Source organism: Rhodococcus sp. NPDC055112 (genome assembly GCF_053607505.1).
The window spans coordinates 1-20672 of record NZ_JBSGTR010000083.1; the positions used below are offsets into that span (position 1 = coordinate 1).

Consider the following 20672-nt stretch of genomic DNA (forward strand, 5'->3'; position numbering starts at 1 on the left):
GTTGACGAGTCCCTGGACTCGTCAACCGCGCACGGGCGCGCAGCGCCTACTTCTTCTTGCCGGACAGTCCGCGCCAGGCCAGGCTCTCGAGCAGGTCGGCCGCGGCGTTCACGGCGATCTCCCCGCCCGCTATCCGGTCCGCGACGGCCTCGCCCGCGCCGACCAGGGCCACGGCCATGATGGAGAAGTCGGTCCCCTCGTCGGGATCCTTGGTGCTCGATTCGAGGAGCTTGGCGGTGAGCTCGATCAGGCGGTCGCGGGAACCGCGCACCTGGCCTGCGAACGCCTGCTGACCGATCGCCTGCCGGTAGAGCACCATCCAGGACGAGCGATTCTGATCGACGAAGCCGAGGAACCCGACCAGGGCGGCCCGCAGCTGCTCGCGCGGGGACAGGCTGGGGTCGCCCGCGGGCGTGATCGCCTCGACGAAGCGCAGGCCCTCGCGGTGGATGCAGGCCGCGAACAGCTCCTCCTTGGAGCCGTAGTACAGGTAGAGCATCGGCTTGGAGATCTGCGCGGCAGCGGCGATCGCGTCCATCGACGTGTCGTGAAACCCGTTGACGGAAAACACCTCGACCGCGGCGTCGAGCATCTGTTGCTCGCGAACCGCCCGAGGTAGCCGTTTGGTCCCGCCAGCCATGTGCCCTCCAGAGGTAAGACCCTTTATCTTACTCTAGAGTAAGTAGATCGATTGACGTCCTACATTCTGCCGGATCCGCCCGTTGCGCCCGCACGCGGCCGGTTGCGCCCCCTGGAAGAAGCCGTCGCTAGCAGGTGACGACGCCCTTGGCCCGCGCCACCCGCAACACGGAATCGTCCACCTGTTGCTGACTGAGCTTGCCGGAGGCCACCAGCTCCTCGAGGTGGTCGAGGACCTCGGGCACCTCGTCGGTGGTCAGCCACAGCGCGACATCGGCGCCCGCGGTCAGGGCCGCCGCCACCGCCTGCGGGGTGTCGAGCTTGTCGGTGATCGCGCGCATGCCGCTGAGGTCGTCGGTGAAGATCGGTCCGTCGAAGGCGGGCGCGCCGTAGCCGGTCCCGGTCCGCAGCAGGTTCATCGCGGCGGGACTGATGCTCGCGGGCACGCCAGGTGCGGTCAGCCCGGGCACCTCCAGATGCCCGACCATCACCCCGACGCCGGTGTCCACCAGCTCACGGAACGGCACCAGGTCGCGGGTCTGCAACTGGTCGAGCGGCGGCGTGGTGACGGCACCGGTGTGCGAATCACCCGACGCCGCACCGTGTCCCGGGAAATGCTTGATCACCGGCAGCAGACCCGCGTCGCGCAGGCCGCGGGCGTACTCCCCCGCGTACTGGGTGACGACGTCCGGGTCGTCGCTGAACGAACGGTCCCCGATCACCGAGTCCGCGGGCTGGCTGCTGACGTCCACGACGGGGGCGTAGTCGACGGTGATGCCGAGACCCCGCAGGCCCCGCCCGCGTTCCAGCGCCAACTCGTAGGTCTGCTCGGGCGTCATCGTCTCCGCCACGGTGCGCGGCGGCGGATCCTCGCCGAGCAGGTCCGCGACCCGCGACACCCGGCCGCCCTCCTCGTCGATGCTGACCATCAGCGGCACCTTCGCCACGGCCTCCACCTGCGGCACCTGCTTGCTCGCCAGCATCGACTCGTCGGTCCAGCTGCCGATGAAGATGCCGCCGATCTGTTCCTTCCGCACCACCTCGACCGCGTCGGCGGTCCCGGTCACACCCACATTGAGCAGCTGCGCCAGCTTCTGCCGCCCCGTCAGGGACGCGAGGAAGTCCGCACCGCAGTGGGCAGGCAGCGTCTGATCCCTCGCGCCGGTGACGAGATCCCGCTCGGGCACCGCCGACGGGGAAGGCGCGGCGGAGGGCGACGGCGTGGTGTCCGTCGCGGTGCTGCCGCAGGACACGAGCATCCCGAGACCGAGGACGACGGCGACGGCGCGGGGCACTCGAGTGATCTTCACCGTTCGAGCGTAGGACAGATCCCCCGTCCACCACACCCTCCAACGGGTAGCGTGAGAGGTGGATCGCCCCCGAAACGAGGAGGTCTCGATGCCCGCAGATCTGATGCTCATCGCCTACGACGGCTCCGACAACGCCAAGCGCGCAATCGAATACGCCGGCCGCTTTCTCAGCGCCGAGCGGGCCGTGGTGATGACGGCATGGGAACCGATGGTCCGCCAGGCCGCCAGGATGTCCGGGCTGTCCGGCGTGATGCAGCCGGAGTGGGTTCCGGACGAGGAGTCCGAGGACATCGCACTGACCGACGCCAAGGCCGTCAACATCGAGGGCCTGGATCTGGCGCGGGGCGCTGGACTCAACGCCGAGGGCAGGACAGTGGAGTGCGTCACCACCATCTGGACCACCATCGTCGAAGCCGCCGACGAACTGAACGCGGACATCATCGTCACCGGCACCCGCGGCACCACCGGACTGCGGTCCCTGCTGCAGTCCTCGGTTGCCGACCACGTCCTGCGGCACAGCCACCGGCCCGTGTTGATCGTCCCGCCGGGCCGATAGGGCAACGGGCACCGAGCCACCGGCCGGGCAGGCCGTCGCTCGGGCGCGGGACTATCGTCGTGAACCGATGGACGGTTTCCTGCTCTCCCGCGCCGACCGGACCCTGCGCACCTCCGGGAGCCGGGAACGGTTCCACGAGATCGATGCCGCCGCCGAGGCTCTCGCGCGGGGTGACGTGCCGCTCGTGGTCGGCGCGCTGCCGTTCGACCCAGCCGGGCCCGCCGCGCTGACCGCGCCGGAGACCGCGCGTTTCACCGACGGCCCGTGGCGGCCGGAATCGCTCCCCGCGCTGCCGACCGTGCGCTTGACCGAGGAACTGCCCGCGCCCGCGGAGCACCTGCGCCGGGTGGCCCGCCTGATCGACCGGCTCCGCGACGGCGACCTGCAGAAGGTGGTCGCGGCGCGCTCGGTGGTGCTCTCGGCCCCCACGCCCGTCGACCCGTGGTCGCTGCTGGCCCGGCTGGTGTCGCGGGATCACGCGGGCAACGGCTTCGGCGTCGACCTGTCGCCCGCGGGCAACGGCTACGCCGGGCACGCGCTGGTCGGGGCCAGCCCCGAACTGCTGCTGCGCCGCACCGGCCGCGACGTCGAGTGCTTCCCGCTGGCCGGCACCGCCCCTCGGCACGCCGACCCCGACGAGGACCGCGCCGAGGGGCAGCGGCTGCTGGCCTCGGCGAAGAACCGGTCCGAGCACGCCTTCGTGACCGAGTGGATCCGCTCCGTCCTCGAACCGGTCTGCACGGAACTGACCGTCCCGCAGTCACCTCGGCTGATCGGCACCCCCGCGGTGTGGCACCTGGGCACCCCGATCGTCGGCGTGCTGCGCGATCCGGGTCCGTCCGCGCTGGAGCTGGCCCGCCTGCTGCACCCGACGCCCGCCGTCGGCGGCACCCCCACCGACGGCGCGATCGTCGCGATCCGCGAGTGCGAGGAGCCGCGCCGGTTCTACGGCGGCGCCGCCGGCTGGTGCGACCGGGACGGCGACGGCGAGTGGGTGGTGGCCATCCGTTGCGCCGAGATCGACGCGGACGGGCTGCGCGCGCGGGCGTGGGCGGGCGGCGGGATCGTGGCCGCCTCCGACCCCGACTCCGAGCTGGCCGAGACCTCCGCGAAGCTCCGCACCCTGCTCGGGGCGCTGGGCGTCGACCCCCAGCCGGCCGACCGCGGCGCGTAACCGGTAAGCGAACCCGACCGTCGGGTCCCAGGTGATACCTTGACGCGAGACGTTTCCGGTCAGTAGCAAATGGGAGATCCGAGATGAAGTTCCTTGTCCCCGGTGTGGCAAGCGCAGTGATCGGTGCGGTGCTCGGTCTGGGCGCCGTCTTCGGGGTTACTGCAGCCGCGTCGGACAACACTCGTCCGGACATCGACCGCAGCGGCAACGCCGATTCCTCCCTGCTGAACCAGGTTGAGTACGGCAGCCGTTAAGAACGCTGGAAGCGCGAGTTCCCGCACTCCTTCTGTCTTGGCGTCCGAGGCGCCGAACAACGCCCCACTGACCCGTCAGTGGCTGTTCGGCGCCTCCGCCATAGCGTTTCTTCTGGCGTTCCTGCAGGCCCCGGGCCAGCTGGTCGCCGACACCAAGTTCGACCTCACCCAGAACCCGCTCGGGTTCCTCGAGCGCGCGTCGCACCAGTGGAGTAGCCAGGCGCCGCTGGGCCAGGTGCAGAACCAGGCCTACGGGTACTTCTTCCCGCACGGCGCCTTCTTCAGCCTCGGCGAGCTCGCACACATCCCGCCGTGGATCACCCAGCGCATCTGGTGGGCGCTGCTGCTCATCGCCGGTTTCTGGGGCATCATCCGGGTCGCCGAGGCCCTCGGCATCGGCAGTCGCAGCTCCCGGATCATCGCGGCCGTGGCATTCGCGCTGTCGCCGCGGGTCCTGACCACCCTCGGGTCGATCTCCTCCGAGACCCTGCCGATGATGCTGGCGCCCTGGGTGCTGCTGCCGGTGATCCTGGCGACGTCGTCGCTCGTGAGTCCTTCCGGCCCCAAGGGGGACCAGAAGTACTCACCGGCGCGGCTCGCCGCGCAGTCGGCGCTCGCGGTCGCGCTGATGGGCTCGGTGAACGCCGTCGCCACGGCGGCCGCGTGCCTGGTCGCAGCCCTGTGGTGGGCCGCGCACCGCCCGAACCGGCGCTGGTTGGTCTTCACCGCGTGGTGGATCCCGCTGTGCCTGGTCGCGACGGCGTGGTGGATGGTGCCGCTGCTGCTGCTCGGCAAGGTCAGCCCCCCGTTCCTGGACTACATCGAGTCGTCCGGGGTCACCACCCAGTGGACGAACCTGGCTGAGGTGCTGCGCGGCACCGACAGCTGGACGCCGTTCGTCTCACCCGAGCGGATCGCGGGCGCGGTGCTGGTCACCCAGCCCGCCGCGGTCCTCGCGACCGGGCTGATCGCCGCCGCCGGGTTGGCAGGCCTGGCGATGCGTTCGATGCCGGCCAAGGGCAGGCTGGCGCTGATCCTGTTCGTCGGGCTGGCGGGCCTGGCGGCAGGCTACGTCGGCGACCTCGGCTCTCCCATCGCCGAGCAGGTCCGGGTGTTCCTCGACTCCGGCGGCGCCCCGCTGCGCAACGTGCACAAGCTCGAGCCGCTGGTCCGGCTGCCGCTGGTCCTCGGTCTCGCGCACCTTCTCGCGAAGGTCCCGCTGCCGGGGTCGGTCCCCGGCGCCCGCTGGCGGACCGCGCTCGCACACCCCGAGCGCCAGCCGATGGTCGCGCTGACCAGCCTGATCCTGGTCGCGCTCACGCTGGCGACCTCGCTGGCCTGGACCGGCAAGCTCGCGCCCCGCGGCGCCTACCCGGAGGTGCCGGGGTACTGGCACGAGGCCGCGGACTGGCTCGGCGAACACGCGGCAGGCACCTCCCCCGACGGGTCCGACGCGCAGCGCGCACTGCTGGTGCCCGGCGCCCCGTTCGCCAGCCAGGTGTGGGGGCTGACCAGGGACGAGCCGATGCAGGCGCTGGCCGCCACCCCATGGGCGGTGCGCGACGCGGTGCCGCTCGTGCCGCCAGGCGCCATCCGCGCGCTGGACTCCGTGCAGCGCCTCATCGCGGACGGCAGCCCATCGGCAGGCCTGGCGGAAACCCTCCTTGGACAGGGCATCGGCTATGTCGTGGTGCGCAACGACCTGGACCCGGAGACGTCCCGCTCCACCCGTCCGGCGCTGGTCCACCAGGCGATCGACGGGTCGCCTGGACTGGAGAAGGTCGCGCAGTTCGGTGAGGACATCGGCGCGGGCGAGGTCGAGGGGCTGGTCACCGACAGCGACCTGCGGCCTCGGTACCCGGCCGTCGAGATCTACCGGGTCAACGGCCCGACGCGGCCCGCCGCGGTCATCGGATCCGGCCCGTACACCGTGGACCTGAACGGGACGCCGAGGGTGCAGGGCGGACCGGAATCGTTGCAGCGCTTCGCCGCCCGACGCGGACTCGGCGATTCCGGCCTCGACCTGCCCGCAGGCCCGGTGCTGCTGGCCACCGACGCCGAGCGAGCCGGACTGCCGGTGGACTCGGTGGTCGTGACGGACACCCCCACCGACCGCGAGACCGACTACGGCCAGGTCGACAACCACAGCTCGGCACTGCGCACCCCCGACGACCCGCGGCGAACCCACAACCTGGTGCCGGACTACCCGGTACCGGGAGCCCCGCTCGTCACCGGCGAATGGGACGGCGCGCGGATCACGGTGTCCAGCTCGGCCGCCGACGCCACCCAACTCGGCGGCACCGCCCCCGGCAGCGGTCCTGCGGCCACCGTTGACGGCGACCCGGCGACCGGCTGGTTCAGCAACGGCCTGGAAAGCGCTCTCGGACAGTGGATCCGACTGGACTTCGACGCGCCCGTGACCAGCGGCCTGCTGAAACTGCGGACCAGCCCCGGGGCGCTCGGCGTGCCCGTCAAGCAGCTCGAGGTGACCACACCCAACGGCAGCACCGCCGTCCGCGTCGGCAAGCCGGGCGAGGTGATCCCGGTGTCCCTGCCGACCGGCAAGACGGACTGGCTCAAGATCACCGCGACCAAGACCGAGGACGGCTCGGTGGGCACCCAGTTCGGTGTCAGCGAGATCTCCGTCGAGGACTTCTCCGATCGCGACGCCCCGGTGCCGGTGCCGATCCGGTTCCGCACCGTGCTGCCGCCCGCCCCTGCCGGCGCGACCGTCGCGGGCTGGGACCTCGGCCAGGAACTGCCCGGCCGGACCGGCTGCGTCGAGGCCCCGGACCGGGTGCGGTGCAGCCGGGGACTCGGCCTCGCCCCGGAGGAGCCGGGCACCTTCCAGCGCACCCTGTCCGTACCGGCACCCACCGAGGTGACGCCGCAGCTGTTCCTGCGCTCCCGGCAGGGCCCGGCGCTCGACGCGCTGCTCGCCGAGCCCGGCCGCGCGCAGGCCGTCGGGCAGGCCGCGGTGGGCGACCTGCGCGGGTCCGCCTTCGCCGCCACCGACGGTGACCCCCGCACGGCATGGACCGCATCCGAGGACACCACAAGCGGCAAGGACGCGAAACCGACTCTGACGGTGACTCTTCCGGAGCCGACGCTGGTCACCGGGCTGAATCTGACGCCGAGCCTCGGCGCCCTCCCCGCGGCCCCGACCACCGTCGCGGTCGACCTCGGCACCGGCCCCCAGGTCCGGGAGCTGACCGACGACGAACCGATCCGCCTCGAGCCCGCCGTCACCGACCGCATCGTGCTCAGCCTGGTCGACTGGGAGGACGTTCTCGACCAGACCGCCCTCGGCTTCGCGAAGGTGCAGCCCGCCGGGCTCGCGGAGATCGGCGTCCTCACCACCACCGAGGACGGAACCGAGCTGGTGGTGCCCGGCACCGGGGTCGAGGAAAGGCCCACCGACCGGACTGTCACCGTCGGCTGCGCCGACGGGCCCACGCTCTCGCTCGCCGGACGGACGCTGCGCGCCTCCGTCACCGCGACGGTGGGGCAGTTGCGCTCCGGCGCGCCGGTGCCCGCGACCATGTGCGCGGACGACACCGGCGACGTCGACGAAACCGAGAGCACCGCAGTCGATCCCGATGCGCCCGCGGCAACCGCGATCGCACTGCCCGCCGGGCGTCAGGACGTCACCGTCGCGCCCGGCGCCGCATTCTTCGTCGACGGACTGCAGCTCGCCGCCACCCCCGCGGTCGGAACCGTAGCCGCGCCCGCGGCGCAGGACGTCGTCCGCGTGCCCACCGACGGCTGGACCCCCAACCAGCGGGCACTGCGGGTGGCCGCCCCCGGCGGCGACCAGCTGCTGGTGGTGCCGGAGTCCCACAACATCGGCTGGGTCGCCACCGCACCGGACGGCACCGAGCTGACGCCGGTCGTCGTCAACGGCTGGCAGCAGGGCTGGATCGTGCCCGCGGGCACCGACGGCACCGTCGTCCTCGAGTTCCCGACCGACCGCTGGTACCGGCTCGGCATCTTCGGCGGCCTCCTGCTGCTGATCCCGCTGCTGTTACTTGCGGTTCTCCCCGCCCGTCGACGCGTGGCCGCAGGCCCGGCGCCGCGGACCTGGCACGCCGTCACCGTCGGCTATCTCGGGCTACTCGCGCTGGCGACGGTGATCGCCGGACTGCCGGGCACGATCGCCGCGGCGCTGGTGACCGGCCTGGCGCTGGTCCTGCACGTGCGACGCGGGCCTGCGAGTGCCGCGCGCATCCTGGTCGGAATCGCCGGGGTTGGCGGCATGCTCAGCGCAGCCCTGCTGTCCACCGGGCCGTGGCGGGCGCCCGACGGCTACGTCGGCCACTCGGTGCTCGTTCAGCTCCCGGCGCTGATCGCGGTGGTCGCGGTGGGGCTGGCCGCGTTGCCGCTGGCCGCCTCGCCCCGCGCCACCCTGGCCTTGCGGCGGCTCTCCCAGTTCTTCAACGCGAGACGGGTCGGCTCCTCGACCAACGCGTAGCTCGCGGAGGCGACGGCCAGACTCAGGCAGGTCGTCACCACGAGCACGAACACGAAACTCCCGCTGAACGGCACGATGCCGAACACCGGGAAGATGATCGACAGCACCGCGAGGTGCCAGATGAACAGCCCGTAGGACCAGCGCCCGACCGCGAGCGCGAGCGGGCTCGCCAGGATCCGGTGTTTCTCGGTGTCGCCGAGCACCAGCGGCGCCAGCAGCGCGAACGCGAGCACCGCGCCCAACGCGATCTTCACCGAGTACTGCCACGGCTCGGCGCGCGTGAGCCCTTCCGGCCCAGCGAGATCCGTGCACGAGAGCGCGAATGCGACCACCGCGATCGCCGCCATCAGGACGCGCCGCCGCGCCAGCCGGTGCGCCGGGCTGTCGACCAGCAGCGCGAGTTCGGCCAGCACCATGCCCGCCGCGAACCACGGCAGGTATCCGGGCAGCCAGTTGTCGGAGTGGATGGCGTCCGGCGTTGGCACCGGCACGAAGACCCAGCCAAGGCAGAGCACCGCCGCACCGAGCAGCACCGGGATCCGCAGTCGGGCGCTCGCCCCGCGCAGCCCGACGAACGCCAGCGCGATCAGCGGGAGCAGCACGTAGAACGCGACCTCCACCGACAGGCTCCACATCTGGGTCAGCCCGCCGGTCAGCGTCAGCGGCACGAACACCTGGGCCAGGCCCAGGTTCGCCAGCCACACCTGCAGCCCGCCGCCCGCCTCCGGGAGGAAGAGCAGGATCAGCACGACCGCCACCCAGTAGGCGGGAAGGATGCGGGCGGCGCGGTGCAGCAGGTACCGCCCGACCGGCGGGGACGAGCCCAGTCCGCGGGCCGCCGCCGCGTGCGGACGCCACAGCAGGAACCCGGACAGCGCGAAGAACAACGCCACCGCCATGTCGAATCGGCCCCAGATGCGGCCGAGCACCGGATCACCCGTCGCACCTGTCTGGAATGCGACGTGGGTGACCAGCACACCGAGCGCGGCGAACCCCCGCATGCCCTCCAACGCGGGGATGAACCCGCGCGGTGCTGACACGACCTGCTGGGGGTGGAAAGCCTCGCTACTCATTTGCCGACCAGTGTGCCCCAGCCTCGGCGTGTCCGAGGAGGACACCCGGGTGCCGCGGACCCAAAATACGGCGTGCCAGCGCAATCGGAGACTGGACACTGTTACTGTCTGGCTCACTGAGTGTCGCAACCCGGACGCTCTGCGATCGGTGCCGCCCATGGCAGCACCTCGGGCTGACAATGATTGACGAAGGAGATTCAGCATGGCGGGACGCTCAGGGCCGAGCAGGACACTTGCCTGCATCCTGGTGGGGCTCGGCGCTTTCCTATTGGCGGCCGCTGTCCTCATCCCGACGTACACCGTCGGCAAGCTGAAGAAGACACCGCTCGACCTCGAGGTCACCACTGTGGCCGAGGGTATCGGCGACGTCCTCGACTCGAAGTCACTCACCGCAGGTAAGGCCGTCGTCAACAACAACGTCCCGCTGGTCGCCCAGCGTTACGTCACCGTCGTCGACCCGTCCGACGCCGAGAAGATCACCGTCCAGGCCGGCCAGACGCTGCGCCGCACCGACAAGCAGGGCGACACCGGCCTGCTGACCGCGAGCGTCGACACCGTCACCCTGGACCGGGTCAGCTCGATGCCGATCCAGGACCCGATCGGGTCGATCCAGACGCAGCCCGACAAGCCCGCCGACGAGGTCGAGCACACCGGCCTGCAGTACAAGTGGCCGTTCGACGCCGAGCAGCAGGCATACCCGTACTTCGACCTCAACGCCCGTGCCACCCAGGACATCAACTTCGTCGAGGAGACGGAGATCAACGGGATGAAGGTGTACCACTACAACCAGACGGTGAAGCCGGTCGACCTGTCCAAGGTCGTCGCCTCGCCGACGAACAAGCTGACCCTGCCCGCCGCCGTCTGGGGCGTCGAGGGCGGCGACGCGCCGGTCACCATGACCCGCTGGTACGCCAACGAGCGCGACATCTGGGCCGACCCGGTCACCGGCGTCGTCGTCAAGGGCCAGGAGAAGCTCTACCAGTACTACGCCCGCTCGGCCGACAAGCCCGAGGTGACGGTCATCAAGGCGACGCTGCCGTTCAACGAGGACACCATCGAGTACCAGATCGGCCAGGCCAAGGACGGCGCGGACAAGCTGTCCATGTTCGGCCGCACCCTGCCGATCATCCTCGGCATCCTCGGCCTGATCTCCCTGATCGCAGGCATCTTCCTCGGCGTCCGCGGAGGCAGCGGACCGAAGACCCCCGCCACCGCGAACGGCACGGACACCGCCCCGAGCGGCCCCGCGCACGACGCGTACGACTCCGGCAACGCGGAGACCGAGCAGTTCCCGCGTCACGACTGGACCTCGGACAAGACGGAGGAGTTCCCGGCCGTCGACACCCGCGACCAGGACCCCCCGACCACCCGCCTGTAGGCAAGCAGACAACCAAAGGGCCCGCACTCATCTCGAGTGCGGGCCCTTTGCGTTGCCGAGCGTAGGTTGGGCGGTAGCCGAGAGCGCGCACATGAGTCCGACCCGTCACCGCTGCGAGTTCCGCTTCTACGAGGAGCTGAACGACTTCCTGCCGCCCGCGCTGCGCAAGCGAGACGTCCCGCACGACTTCGACGGCACCCCGACGGTGAAGGACCGGATCGAGTCGCTCGGGGTGCCGCACACCGAGGTCGACCTGATCCTGGTCGACGGCGACTCCGTCGGATTCGGGCACCGGCTGCGCGGCGGCGAACGGGTCGCGGTCTACCCGGTGTTCGAACGCTTCGACCTGGACGGCCTCACCCGGCTGCGCCCGCTGCCGCTGCGGGAGCCGCGGTTCGCTGCCGACGTGCACCTGGGCCGGCTCGCCTCCTACCTCCGCCTGCTCGGCTTCGACTGCCTGTACCGCAACGACTTCGCGGACGAGGAGTTGCTCGCGCTCTCGCTGAGCGAGCACCGGACGGTACTGACCCGCGACATCGGTCTGCTCAAACGCGCGGCCCTGCTCCGCGGCGCCTTCCTGCACGAGACCGACCCGCGTCGGCAGCTCCGCGAGGTGCTGGACCGGTTCCAGCTCGATGCGCGGATCGCGCCGCTGACCCGGTGCGCCCGCTGCAACGGGCCCGTCGCCCGGGTGCCGAGGCGGGTCGCGGCGGGACTGGTACCGGCGGGCGTGGCCCGCGAACAGCGCGAGTTCAGCCGCTGCGGTTCCTGCGGCCGGCTGTACTGGCCGGGCAGCCACCTGGTGCGACTGCGCCGCCGCCTGGCCGCGGTCGGGGTGCGGCTCTAGTTTTCCGGGGCGCGGTCGGCGCCGCGCAGGGCCGCGACGCTCACCACCGCCGCCGCCAGCGCGGCCGTGACCACCGCGATCGTGATCAACTGCCGGATCGTCGAGGCGAGGCCCAGTATCGCGGCGACCTCCACCGCCAGCGCCACCCACGCGGCCAGCGCCAGCCGGGTGCGCTCGCGGGCGATCGCCGACAGCAGTGCCCCCTGCAGCACCGCGAGGCACGCGCCGTCGAGCGCGAACAACCACAGCAGGCCCTGCACCGGCGCGTAGGCCTGCCCCACCAGCAGCGGCGCCAGCGGCGCGACCAGCGCGACGCCCGCGACCGTTACCGCGCCGAGCCCCACCAGCACGCCGAGCGCCGAGCGCACCGCGCGCGCCGAGTGCGTCGGGCTGGCCATCCGCGGGTACAGCACCACCCCGACCGCGGCGGGCAGCCAGAAGGCCGCCTTCGTCGCCACCGCACCCAGCGCGTACTGCCCGGCCTGCGACTCGTCGAGCACCACCCGGGTCAGCAGCAGGTCCGCCGAGGACAGTGCGATCAGTGCCAGCTGGACCTGCGAGGCGCGCAGCACCGCCGCGACCCCGACAGGAACGGCCCGCTCGGCACCGGCGATCGCGCCCTCGCGGCCGACGAGGACCCTGGCGCCCGCCGCCACCGCGCCGGTCCCGATCGCCGCCACCGTCAGCGCAGCGCCCGCCCCCCAGCCGATCGCAAGGGCCGCGACCGCGGGCACCACCTTCGCGATGCCCGTGGCGGCCAGGATCACGCTCAGCTCACCGAACCGGCCGCGTCCCTGCAGGATTCCCTGTTCGGTCGCCAGCAGGACCAGCAGCGGCGCCGTGAGCAGCGCGGCGGCCGTCGCACCGACCCCGGTGTCCAGCACCGCCGCCACCGGGACCACGAGCGCCGCGGCGATCACCGCGACGATCACCGCGCACCGGCGGCCGAGGCCGCGCAACGCCGCATCGCCGTCGCCGAGCACCACCTCGCGGGCGACCACCGTCTGCAGGGCCAGCGCGGGCACGGCGAGGACCAACTGGGCAGCGAGCAGGCTCGCGAACTCGCTGTAGCCCGCCGGCCCCAGCCAACGGCTGGCGAGCAGGGCCAGCACGTACGAGGCCAGATTCGCGGTCATCGAGCCGATCGTCACCATCGTCATCCCGGCCACCGCGGAGGTGGCGGCGGGGCGAGGTGTCATCCGCCCATGATCGCACCCGTTATCGTCGGGACCATGATCGCGCGGCCCGCGGGGCTCACCCGGGCCGTTCCCGCGCTGTATTCACTGGCGCTCGCGACGCTCGTCCTCGGGCCGCTGCTCGGCCCTGGATACCTCCTGCTGCGCGACGCGGTGAGCACCCCACGCTCGTACCTGACCGATTCGGCGTTGGGGCTGACGGACGCCGCCGCGCGCGCGGTCCCCCAGGACGCCTTGATCGCCGCGCTGACGTCGGTCGTGGACGGCGGCCTGGTGGTGAAGGCGATCCTGCTGTCGGCACTGTGGCTCGCGGGGTGGGGCGCGGCCCGGATGGTCGCCGCACTGCTCCCGACGGCCGGACTCGGTCCGCAGCTGCTGGCCTCGACGGTGCTGCTGTGGAACCCGTACGTGGCCGAGCGGCTGTTGCAGGGCCACTGGAGCCTGCTGACCGGGTACGCGGCGCTGCCGTGGACGGTGCTCGCCGCGCTGCGCCTGCGGCGCTCGCCCGTGACGTGGTCGCCGCGGTCGTGGTGCCCGCTCGGGCTGACGCTTGCGGCCGCCGGGCTCACCCCCACCGGCGCGCTGCTGGCGACCACGCTGACCGCGGTGCTGCTGGCCCTTCCCGGCGGCGCGGGCGCGCGATGGTCGCGGCTGGCGGTGGCCGCCGCGCTGGCGGTGGCGGCGTCGGCGCCGTGGCTGACCGCGACGGCGCTCTCCGGCGCGGGGGCACAGGGATCGGACCCGGCGGGGGTGGCGGCATTCGCCGCGCGCGCCGAGCCGGGACTGGGGACGCTCGGCAGCCTGGCCGGGCTCGGCGGGATCTGGAACTCCACGGCGGTCCCCGCGACCAGGACCGGGATCTTCGCCCTGGTCGGGACGGTGGTGTTGCTGGCGGTGGTCGCGTGCGGGCTGCCGGCGCTGTGGCGGCGCCGCGGCAACCCGGTGATCGCGGCGCTGGCCGTGGTCGCGGCCGCGGCGGTCCTGCTGCCCGCGCTGGCCGCCACCGGTTGGGGCCTGACCGCGGGCGAATGGGCGGCGACCCGGGTGCCCGGTGCCGGGCTGCTGCGCGACGCACAGAAGTGGGTGGCGCTGGCGACGCCGTTCTACGCGCTTGCCGCGGCGGCCGGGGCCGGGGCACTGGCCCGGCTCGGCGGTCGGGTGTTCGGCACGGCCACCGCCGGGCAGGGTCGTTCTGGTCTCGCCGCCGTGGTCGGGATCGTCGCGGTGCTGATCGCGCTGCCCGACCTGGCATGGGGGGTGGGCGGGGCGCTGCGGCCGGTGCACTATCCGGCGTCCTGGGAGCGCGTCGCCTCGCAGCTGCGAGCCGCCGACGAGGCCGGCGACGTCGCGGTGCTGCCCGCCGGGATGTTCCGGCTCTTCCCCTACAGCGGCGACGCCCCTGTCCTCGACCCGGCGCCGCGGATGCTGCCCGAGGACGTGCTGCAGACCGGCGAGCTGATCGTCGCGGAGGGCACCGTCGAGGGCGAGGGCAACAGGGCCCGCGACGTCGAACGGCTGCTGCTCGCAGGCGAAGACGCGGAGAGCCTCGCGCGCCTGGGGGTGCGGTGGGTGCTGGTCGAGCACGGCACCCCCGGCCCGCTGGGGCAGTCGCGCCGCACGCTCGATCAGCTCGACGAGGTGTACGCCGACGGGGAGTTGTCGCTGTACTGGGTGTCCGGGACTGTCGAAGTGACCGCCGCCGAACCCGCGCGCCGCGCGGTCTCCGTCGCGGCCCACCTGGTGTGGGCGGCGCTGCTAGCCGGCAGCGCGCTGGGACTCCTGGCCCACCGGGCCCGCGACCGCCACGGCAGGGGCCGCGCCGATCAGTCCTGACACGGGCCGCCCTGCGGCCGACGCCGACAGCACGGTGCGCACCCCGGACGCGGTCTGCCCCCAGGAGAACTCCGCTGCCCGCGCGCGGGCCTTCTCGCCGAGCTCGGTGCGCCGCTCGGCGTCCACCAGGAGGGACTCCACCGCCTCGGTCAGGTCCGCGACGTCGCTGTCCGCGACTTCGTCGCCGCCGACCAGTGACCCGGTGACCCCGTCGATGATCGAATCGGTCAGGCCGCGCGAGCTGCGGTAGCCGACGGTCGGGACGCCGTGCAGGGCGGCCTCGATCACCGCGAGACCCCAGCCCTCCTTGCGCGAGGGCATCACGTGCACCCAGGCCCGGGAGAGCAGCTCGTGCTTGCGCTCCTCGGGGACGTGCCCGTGGAAGGTGACGGCGTCGGCGATGCCGAGCTCGTGCGCGCGGTCCCGGAGGTTCTCCTCCCACCAGCCGCCGCCGATCACGTCCAGGCGCAGGCCGGGGGTGTCGCGGCGCAGCGTCGCGACGGCGGAGAGGGCGTCCTCGATCTGCTTGTGCGGCACCAGCCGCGAGAGCACGCACACGCTGGGGTGTTCGGTGCGGGTGTCGTCGGACCCGATCCGCACGGCGGGCGGGACCGAGTCGGCGCCGTTGCGCACCACCGCGATCCGTTCCCGGTCGACGCCGAGCGCGGTGAGCTCCTCCGCGGAGGGCAGCGACACCGTCAGGTACTGGTTACGGCGGTGGACCCGCGGCGACAGGGTGGACTCGACCCACCAGCCGACGCGCGCCATCAGTCGTCCGGCCACCGGCCACTGCTCGCGGTGGCAGTGGTGCACCAGGACCGTGACCGGGGCGCCCGCGACCGCGCGCGCGAAGAAGGGGATGCCGTTCTGGGTGTCGATCACCGCGTCCGGGCGCACGCCCTTGAGCGGGCCGATGCCGAGGCGACCGAGCGCGATGGCGGCCAGCGCCCGCGGGTAGACGGTCAGCCGTCCGCCGCCGCGACTGATCGCGATGCCGTCGAGGGTGTCCGTGCGCGGCGCGCCCCGGTAGCGGGCGGTGCGCAGCGTGACCTTGATGCCCTGCTCGGCGAGTCCGGCCCCGACCTGCTCCAGGTACCGTTCGCTGCCGCCGCCCTGCGGGTGCCCGCTGTCACGCCAGCACAACAGCAGAACCTCGCGCACGGTCACAACTCCTGTTTCGGATGGCTACGGCCGCGGTGGCGGTCAGGAGGACACAATAACCGCTGCGCAGCGCGCTTGTGTCCGCTACGGTGATCCGTCGATCCGTGCGCCTCGGCGCGGCCGCTATGGTTCCTACCCGTGACCGCCCTTCCCGTGACCCGCATTTTCGCCCGCCGGGCCACCCTCCGCCGGTCCGTCGGCCTGCTCAGCGACTTCCGCCACGAGCAGGACGACCCGGACCTCTTCTACGGCGCGTTGGCACGAGATTCACTGGAGCTGATCGAGGACCTGTACGCCGGGATGACCGGTCAGGACCTGACCGGTCGGACCGTACTCGACGTCGGCGGCGGTCCCGGCTACTTCGCGGAGGCCTTCCACCGAGCAGGCGCGCGCTACATCCCGGTCGAGCCGGACCCGACCGAGATGCACGCGGCGGGGCTGACGGTCGGCGGCGCGATCAGGGGATCCGGGATGGCACTGCCGTTCCGCGACGACAGCGTCGACATCTGCTTCTCCTCCAACGTCGCCGAGCACGTGCCGGAGCCATGGACGATGGCCGACGAGATGCTGCGGGTCACCAAGCCGGGCGGACTGATGGTGCTCTCGTACACGCTCTGGTGGGGACCGTTCGGCGGGCACGAGACCGGCCCCTGGCACGTGTTCGGGGGCGAGTACGCCGCCCGCCGCTACGCGCGCAGGAACGGCCGCGAGCCCAAGAACCGGTTCGGGGTGTCGCTCTTCGACGTCGGGGCGGCCGACGGATTGCGTTGGGCGCGCACGACTGCGGACGGCGAGCGGCTCGCGGCGTTCCCGCGGTACCACCCGCGCTGGGCCTGGTGGATGGTCCGCATCCCCGGCCTGCGCGAACTGCTGGTGAGCAACCTCGTCGTGGTGCTGCGCAAGAAGTAGGCGCTACGCGCCCGTGCGTGGTTGATGAGTGTCTGGACTCGTCAACCACGCACGGGCGGCGCAGCCGCCTACGCTTCTTGGCCATGACCGGACTCGCCCTCGACATCGGCGGCACCAAGCTCGCGGCGGGACTGATCTCACCCGACGGTGAGCTGCTCGCCGAGAAGCGCAGCCCGACCCCGGCCACCGGGGTGTGGGACTCCGCCGCGACGCTGCTGCGCGCGGTCGCCGATGCGCACACGATCACCGGCGTCGGGATCGCCTCCGCGGGGCCGGTGAACGTCGAGGCAGGCACGGTCAGCCCGCTGAACATCGCCGACTGGCGCGACTTCCCGATCGTCGACGCGGTGCGCGAGCTGTTCCCCGGGGTACCGGTCCGGATGGCGATGGACGGGACCTGCACCGCGCTCGGCGAGTACCGCTTCGGTGCGGGCCGCGGGACCCCCGACATGCTCGGGATGATCGTCTCCACCGGGGTGGGCGGCGGGGTGCTGCTCGGCGGCCTGCCCGTCGGCGGCCGCACCGGGAACGCCGGCCACATCGGGCACGTGGTGGTGCCGGGCGCCGAGGACATCGCCTGCGCGTGCGGCGGCACCGGCTGCCTGGAGGCGGTGGCCAGCGGACCCTCGTCGGTGCGGTGGGCGAACGCGCAGGGCTGGGCGGGCTCGACCGGGCTCGAGCTCTCGGAGTCCGCGCAGGCGGGCGACGCGATCGCGCTGGCGGCGCTGCGCAGGTCCGGGACCGCGGTCGGGGTGGCGATCGCCTCCGCCGCCGCGCTGCTGGACCTGGACCTCGCGGTGGTCGGGGGCGGCTTCGCGCAGTCCGGCCCGCCGATGTGGGAGGCGATGCGACAGGCCGCGGCGGCCCATGCCGGCCTGTCCTTCACCCGGGGACTCCGGATCGTGCCCGCGGAGCTCGGCGGGCGCGCCACCTTGGTCGGTGCGGGCGCCCTGACACTCGGCAATTAGCCGCGATCCCGGTTTCGTTCAAGCCTGACACGAAAAGGGGGCTGATTTGCGCCCGGAAGTTCTGTAACGTGTTCTAGTGTGCTTCTCACCACACCCCTGACGACGAATGAGGGCACCGTGAGTACAGCCGACACCACCCAGGACAACGGCGAGAATTTTGCCGAGGTCGCCCGCCCAACCGGATCACAACGCGACACCGCCGAACTGGGCCGCGAGCTCCAGGAATGGCTGACGGGCAGGCTGCCCGACGGTGCCGATCCCGTGGTCTCCGACGTGCGACTCCCCGCCGCGAACGGCATGTCCAGCGAGACCATCCTGTTCGACGCGACCTGGACCGAATCCGCCACAGACCCGCTTGCCGGCGCGGAGCCGGGTACCCGCCGCACCCATCAACTGGTCGCACGCGTCGAGCCGGGCGCCTCCTCGATGCCGATCTTCCCGAGCTACGAGATGGGCACCCAGTTCGCGGCGATGAAGGCCGTCGGCGAGCTGTCCGACGTCCCCGTCCCCGCCGCCTACTGGTCCGAGCCGGATGCCGGTCCGCTCGGCGCCCCGTTCTTCGTCATGCAGCGGATCGACGGCGACGTGCCGCCCGACGTGATGCCCTACAACTTCGGCTCCTGGGTCACCGAGGCCACCGAGGAGCAGCGCCGCACCCTGCAGGACTCGTCCGTCGGGATCCTGGTCGGGCTGCACTCGATCCCGGATCCACTGGAGCACTTCCCGTTCCTGCGTCTGCACGACGCCGGCCCCACCGCCGAGCAGTCGTTCCGGGCACACCTGGCCCGTCAGCGCGGCTACTACGAGTGGGCGACGGCGGACGGGCCGCGGTCGCCACTGATCGAGCGCTGCCTCGACCGGCTCGAGGCCAACGTGCCCGCCGACGACTCCCCCGCCGTGCTGTGCTGGGGCGATTCCCGGATCGGCAACGTCATGTACCGCGACTTCACGCCGGTGGCCGTGCTCGACTGGGAGATGGCCGCGATCGGCCCGCGCGAGATGGACCTGGCGTGGATGATCTTCCTGCACAGGTTCTTCGAGGACCTCACCACGATGGCCGGGCTGCCCGGCCTGCCCGACTTCATGCGCCGCGAGGACATGGCCGCGCGCTACCGCGAACTCACCGGGCACCAGCCGGAGAACCTGGACTACTACTGCCTCTACGCCGCGCTGCGGCACGCCATCGTCATGTTCCGGGTGCAGAGCCGCGCGATCGCATTCGGCCAGTCCGAGCGCCCGGCGGACCCGGACGACATGATCCTGCACCGCAAGGCACTCGAGGCCATGCTCGACGACACGTACTGGGCGCAGGTGCGCTGATGGACAACCTTCACCGAGGAGGACCACCGACGTAACCCGCGTTGCCCCTTCACGACGGACCCCGAACAGACCAGCAAGGAAGCACTCATGACTGATTACGACAAGCTCTACATCGGCGGGCAGTGGGTGGCTCCCGCCACCGACGAGCGCCTCGAGGTGTTCTCGCCCGCGACCGAGGAGCGGGTGGGCAGCGTCCCGGTCGCCGCCCCGGCCGACATCGACGCCGCGATCGCCGCCGCCCGCACCGCACTCGAGACCGGCCCCTGGCCGCAGACCACTCCGGCGCAGCGCGCCGAGATCCTCGTCAAGGCGGCGAAGCTGATCGAGGAGCGCGCCGACGAACTGGCCACGGTGATCTCGGCCGAGATGGGCGCGCCGCGTGCCAGCGTCGAACTCATGCAGAAGACCCCGACGCTCGCCGTGCTGAACAGCTACGCGGCGCTGGCGGAGTCGTTCCCCTGGGAAGAGGAGCGCACCGGACCGTTCGGCGTCTGCAAGGTCCTGCGCGAGCCGGTCGGTGTCGTCGCCGCCGTCATCGCATGGAACGTCCCCCTGTTCCTGCTGATCAACAAGCTGGCGCCGGCCATCATGTCCGGCAGCGCCATCGTGGTCAAGCCTGCGCCGGAGACCCCGATGAACGCCAACCTCGTCGCGGAGATCTTCGCCGAGGCCGGTCTGCCCGCCGGCGTGCTGTCCATCGTCCCCGGCGGCGCCGAGACCGGCGAGTACCTCGTCTCGCACCCCGACGTCGACAAGATCACCTTCACCGGCAGCAGCCCCGTCGGCCGCAAGATCGGCGCGATCGCGGCGCAGAACCTCAAGCGTTGTTCGCTCGAGCTCGGCGGCAAGTCCGCCGCGATCCTGCTCGAGGACATGGACGTCGCGGCGACCATGCCGATGCTGGTGCTGTCCGGCCTGATGAACTCCGGCCAGGCCTGCGTCGGCCAGACCCGCATCCTGGCGCCGCGCTCGCGCTACGACGAGATCGTCGAGGCCATGGCCAACTTCGCCGGCTTCATGCCGATGGGCATGCCGGACGACCCGGCCGCGCAGCTCGGCCCGATCATCACCGCCGCGCAGCGTGACAAGGTCCTCGGCTACATCGAGAAGGGCAAGGCGGAGGGCGCCCGCGTCGTCGTCGGCGGCGGCGTGCCTGCCGGCCTGGAGACGGGCTACTTCGTCGAGCCGACCATCTTCGCGGACGTCGACAACTCGATGACGATCGCGCGCGAGGAGATCTTCGGACCCGTCCTGTCGGTGATCGCCTACGACACCGTCGAGGAGGCGATCGCGATCGCCAACGACTCCGACTACGGTCTGGCCGGCTCGGTGTACACCACGGACATCGAGAAGGGTCTCGAGGTCGCCAAGCAGGTCCGCACCGGCACCTACGGAATCAACTGGTACGCCTTCGATCCCGGATCGCCGTTCGGCGGCTACAAGAACTCCGGCATCGGCCGCGAGAACGGCCCCGAGGGCCTGGACGAGTACTGCGAGCTCAAGTCCATCCTGATGCCGCCCGGCTACGGCGCCTGATCGGCAAAGGACAACGCAGAACGGCCCCGCGAACCATTCGGTTCGCG

At 72.1% G+C, this 20672-nt stretch carries 15 protein-coding genes and 1 pseudogene; 11 read left to right on the forward strand and 5 right to left on the reverse strand.

The genetic code is table 11. The features are described from left to right. Positions 1 to 46: 46 nt before the first annotated feature. Positions 47 to 640, reverse strand: coding sequence for a TetR/AcrR family transcriptional regulator (locus ACWFRB_RS24560; RefSeq protein ID WP_452643845.1), 594 nt, complete (start codon positions 638 to 640; stop codon positions 47 to 49). A gap of 127 nt (positions 641 to 767) precedes the next feature. After that, positions 768 to 1898 carry a glycoside hydrolase family 3 N-terminal domain-containing protein gene (locus tag ACWFRB_RS24565; protein ID WP_452643858.1) on the reverse strand — a complete coding sequence of 377 codons (1131 nt, stop codon included), beginning with the start codon at positions 1896 to 1898 and terminating at the stop codon, positions 768 to 770. Positions 1899 to 2037: 139 nt separating this feature from the next. On the opposite strand from ACWFRB_RS24565, the gene ACWFRB_RS24570 reads away from it, so the two are divergent. From ACWFRB_RS24570 to ACWFRB_RS24585, 4 genes are all read left to right on the forward strand, one after another. Beyond that, positions 2038 to 2505: a universal stress protein gene (locus ACWFRB_RS24570; RefSeq protein WP_452643846.1), complete on the forward strand. Its 468-nt coding sequence runs from the start codon at positions 2038 to 2040 to the stop codon at positions 2503 to 2505. Between the two features lie 67 nt (positions 2506 to 2572). Beyond that, complete coding sequence (locus tag ACWFRB_RS24575; RefSeq protein WP_452643847.1) at positions 2573 to 3679, forward strand: isochorismate synthase; 1107 nt, start codon at positions 2573 to 2575, stop codon at positions 3677 to 3679. An 83-nt stretch (positions 3680 to 3762) separates the two neighbouring features. Beyond that, entirely contained in the window at positions 3763 to 3933 is a 171-nt protein-coding gene (locus tag ACWFRB_RS24580; RefSeq protein ID WP_077040203.1) for a DUF2613 domain-containing protein, read from the forward strand. A gap of 37 nt (positions 3934 to 3970) precedes the next feature. Then, positions 3971 to 8404, forward strand: a complete 4434-nt coding sequence (locus ACWFRB_RS24585) for an alpha-(1->3)-arabinofuranosyltransferase domain-containing protein (protein WP_452643848.1) — start codon at positions 3971 to 3973, stop codon at positions 8402 to 8404. 23 nt (positions 8405 to 8427) lie between these two features. On the opposite strand, the pseudogene ACWFRB_RS24590 reads toward ACWFRB_RS24585, so the two are convergent. After that, a pseudogene (locus tag ACWFRB_RS24590) lies at positions 8428 to 9765 on the reverse strand (acyltransferase family protein); the annotation flags it as partial. Between ACWFRB_RS24590 and ACWFRB_RS24595 the strand changes: the two are divergent. Then, positions 9680 to 10855: a DUF3068 domain-containing protein gene (locus ACWFRB_RS24595; RefSeq protein ID WP_452643849.1), complete on the forward strand. Its 1176-nt coding sequence runs from the start codon at positions 9680 to 9682 to the stop codon at positions 10853 to 10855. The pseudogene ACWFRB_RS24590 and the gene ACWFRB_RS24595 overlap by 86 nt on opposite strands. 91 nt (positions 10856 to 10946) lie before the next feature. Beyond that, positions 10947 to 11702 (forward strand): Mut7-C RNAse domain-containing protein, encoded by a 756-nt coding sequence (locus ACWFRB_RS24600; RefSeq protein WP_452643850.1) that lies wholly within the window; start codon positions 10947 to 10949, stop codon positions 11700 to 11702. Here ACWFRB_RS24600 and ACWFRB_RS24605 read toward each other — a convergent pair. Next, positions 11699 to 12901 (reverse strand): polysaccharide biosynthesis protein, encoded by a 1203-nt coding sequence (locus tag ACWFRB_RS24605; protein WP_452643851.1) that lies wholly within the window; start codon positions 12899 to 12901, stop codon positions 11699 to 11701. The two genes, ACWFRB_RS24600 and ACWFRB_RS24605, sit on opposite strands and share 4 nt — an antisense overlap. Before the next feature lie 6 nt (positions 12902 to 12907). Between ACWFRB_RS24605 and ACWFRB_RS24610 the strand changes: the two genes are divergently transcribed. Further along, on the forward strand, positions 12908 to 14731 hold the full coding sequence (locus ACWFRB_RS24610) for a hypothetical protein (protein WP_452643852.1): 1824 nt from the start codon (positions 12908 to 12910) through the stop codon (positions 14729 to 14731). Here ACWFRB_RS24610 and ACWFRB_RS24615 read toward each other — a convergent pair. Beyond that, on the reverse strand, positions 14654 to 15892 hold the full coding sequence (locus tag ACWFRB_RS24615; RefSeq protein WP_452643853.1) for a glycosyltransferase family 4 protein: 1239 nt from the start codon (positions 15890 to 15892) through the stop codon (positions 14654 to 14656). The genes ACWFRB_RS24610 and ACWFRB_RS24615 overlap by 78 nt on opposite strands. A 138-nt stretch (positions 15893 to 16030) precedes the next feature. On the opposite strand from ACWFRB_RS24615, the gene ACWFRB_RS24620 reads away from it, so the two are divergent. From ACWFRB_RS24620 to ACWFRB_RS24635, 4 genes are all read left to right on the forward strand, one after another. After that, complete coding sequence (locus ACWFRB_RS24620; RefSeq protein WP_452643854.1) at positions 16031 to 16801, forward strand: class I SAM-dependent methyltransferase; 771 nt, start codon at positions 16031 to 16033, stop codon at positions 16799 to 16801. 83 nt (positions 16802 to 16884) lie between these two features. Continuing rightward, on the forward strand, positions 16885 to 17769 hold the full coding sequence (locus tag ACWFRB_RS24625) for an ROK family protein (protein WP_452643855.1): 885 nt from the start codon (positions 16885 to 16887) through the stop codon (positions 17767 to 17769). 117 nt (positions 17770 to 17886) lie between these two features. After that, entirely contained in the window at positions 17887 to 19089 is a 1203-nt protein-coding gene (locus ACWFRB_RS24630; protein ID WP_452643856.1) for a phosphotransferase family protein, read from the forward strand. An 87-nt stretch (positions 19090 to 19176) separates the two neighbouring features. Continuing rightward, positions 19177 to 20625 carry an aldehyde dehydrogenase gene (locus tag ACWFRB_RS24635; protein WP_452643857.1) on the forward strand — a complete coding sequence of 483 codons (1449 nt, stop codon included), beginning with the start codon at positions 19177 to 19179 and terminating at the stop codon, positions 20623 to 20625. Positions 20626 to 20672: the final 47 nt, after the last annotated feature.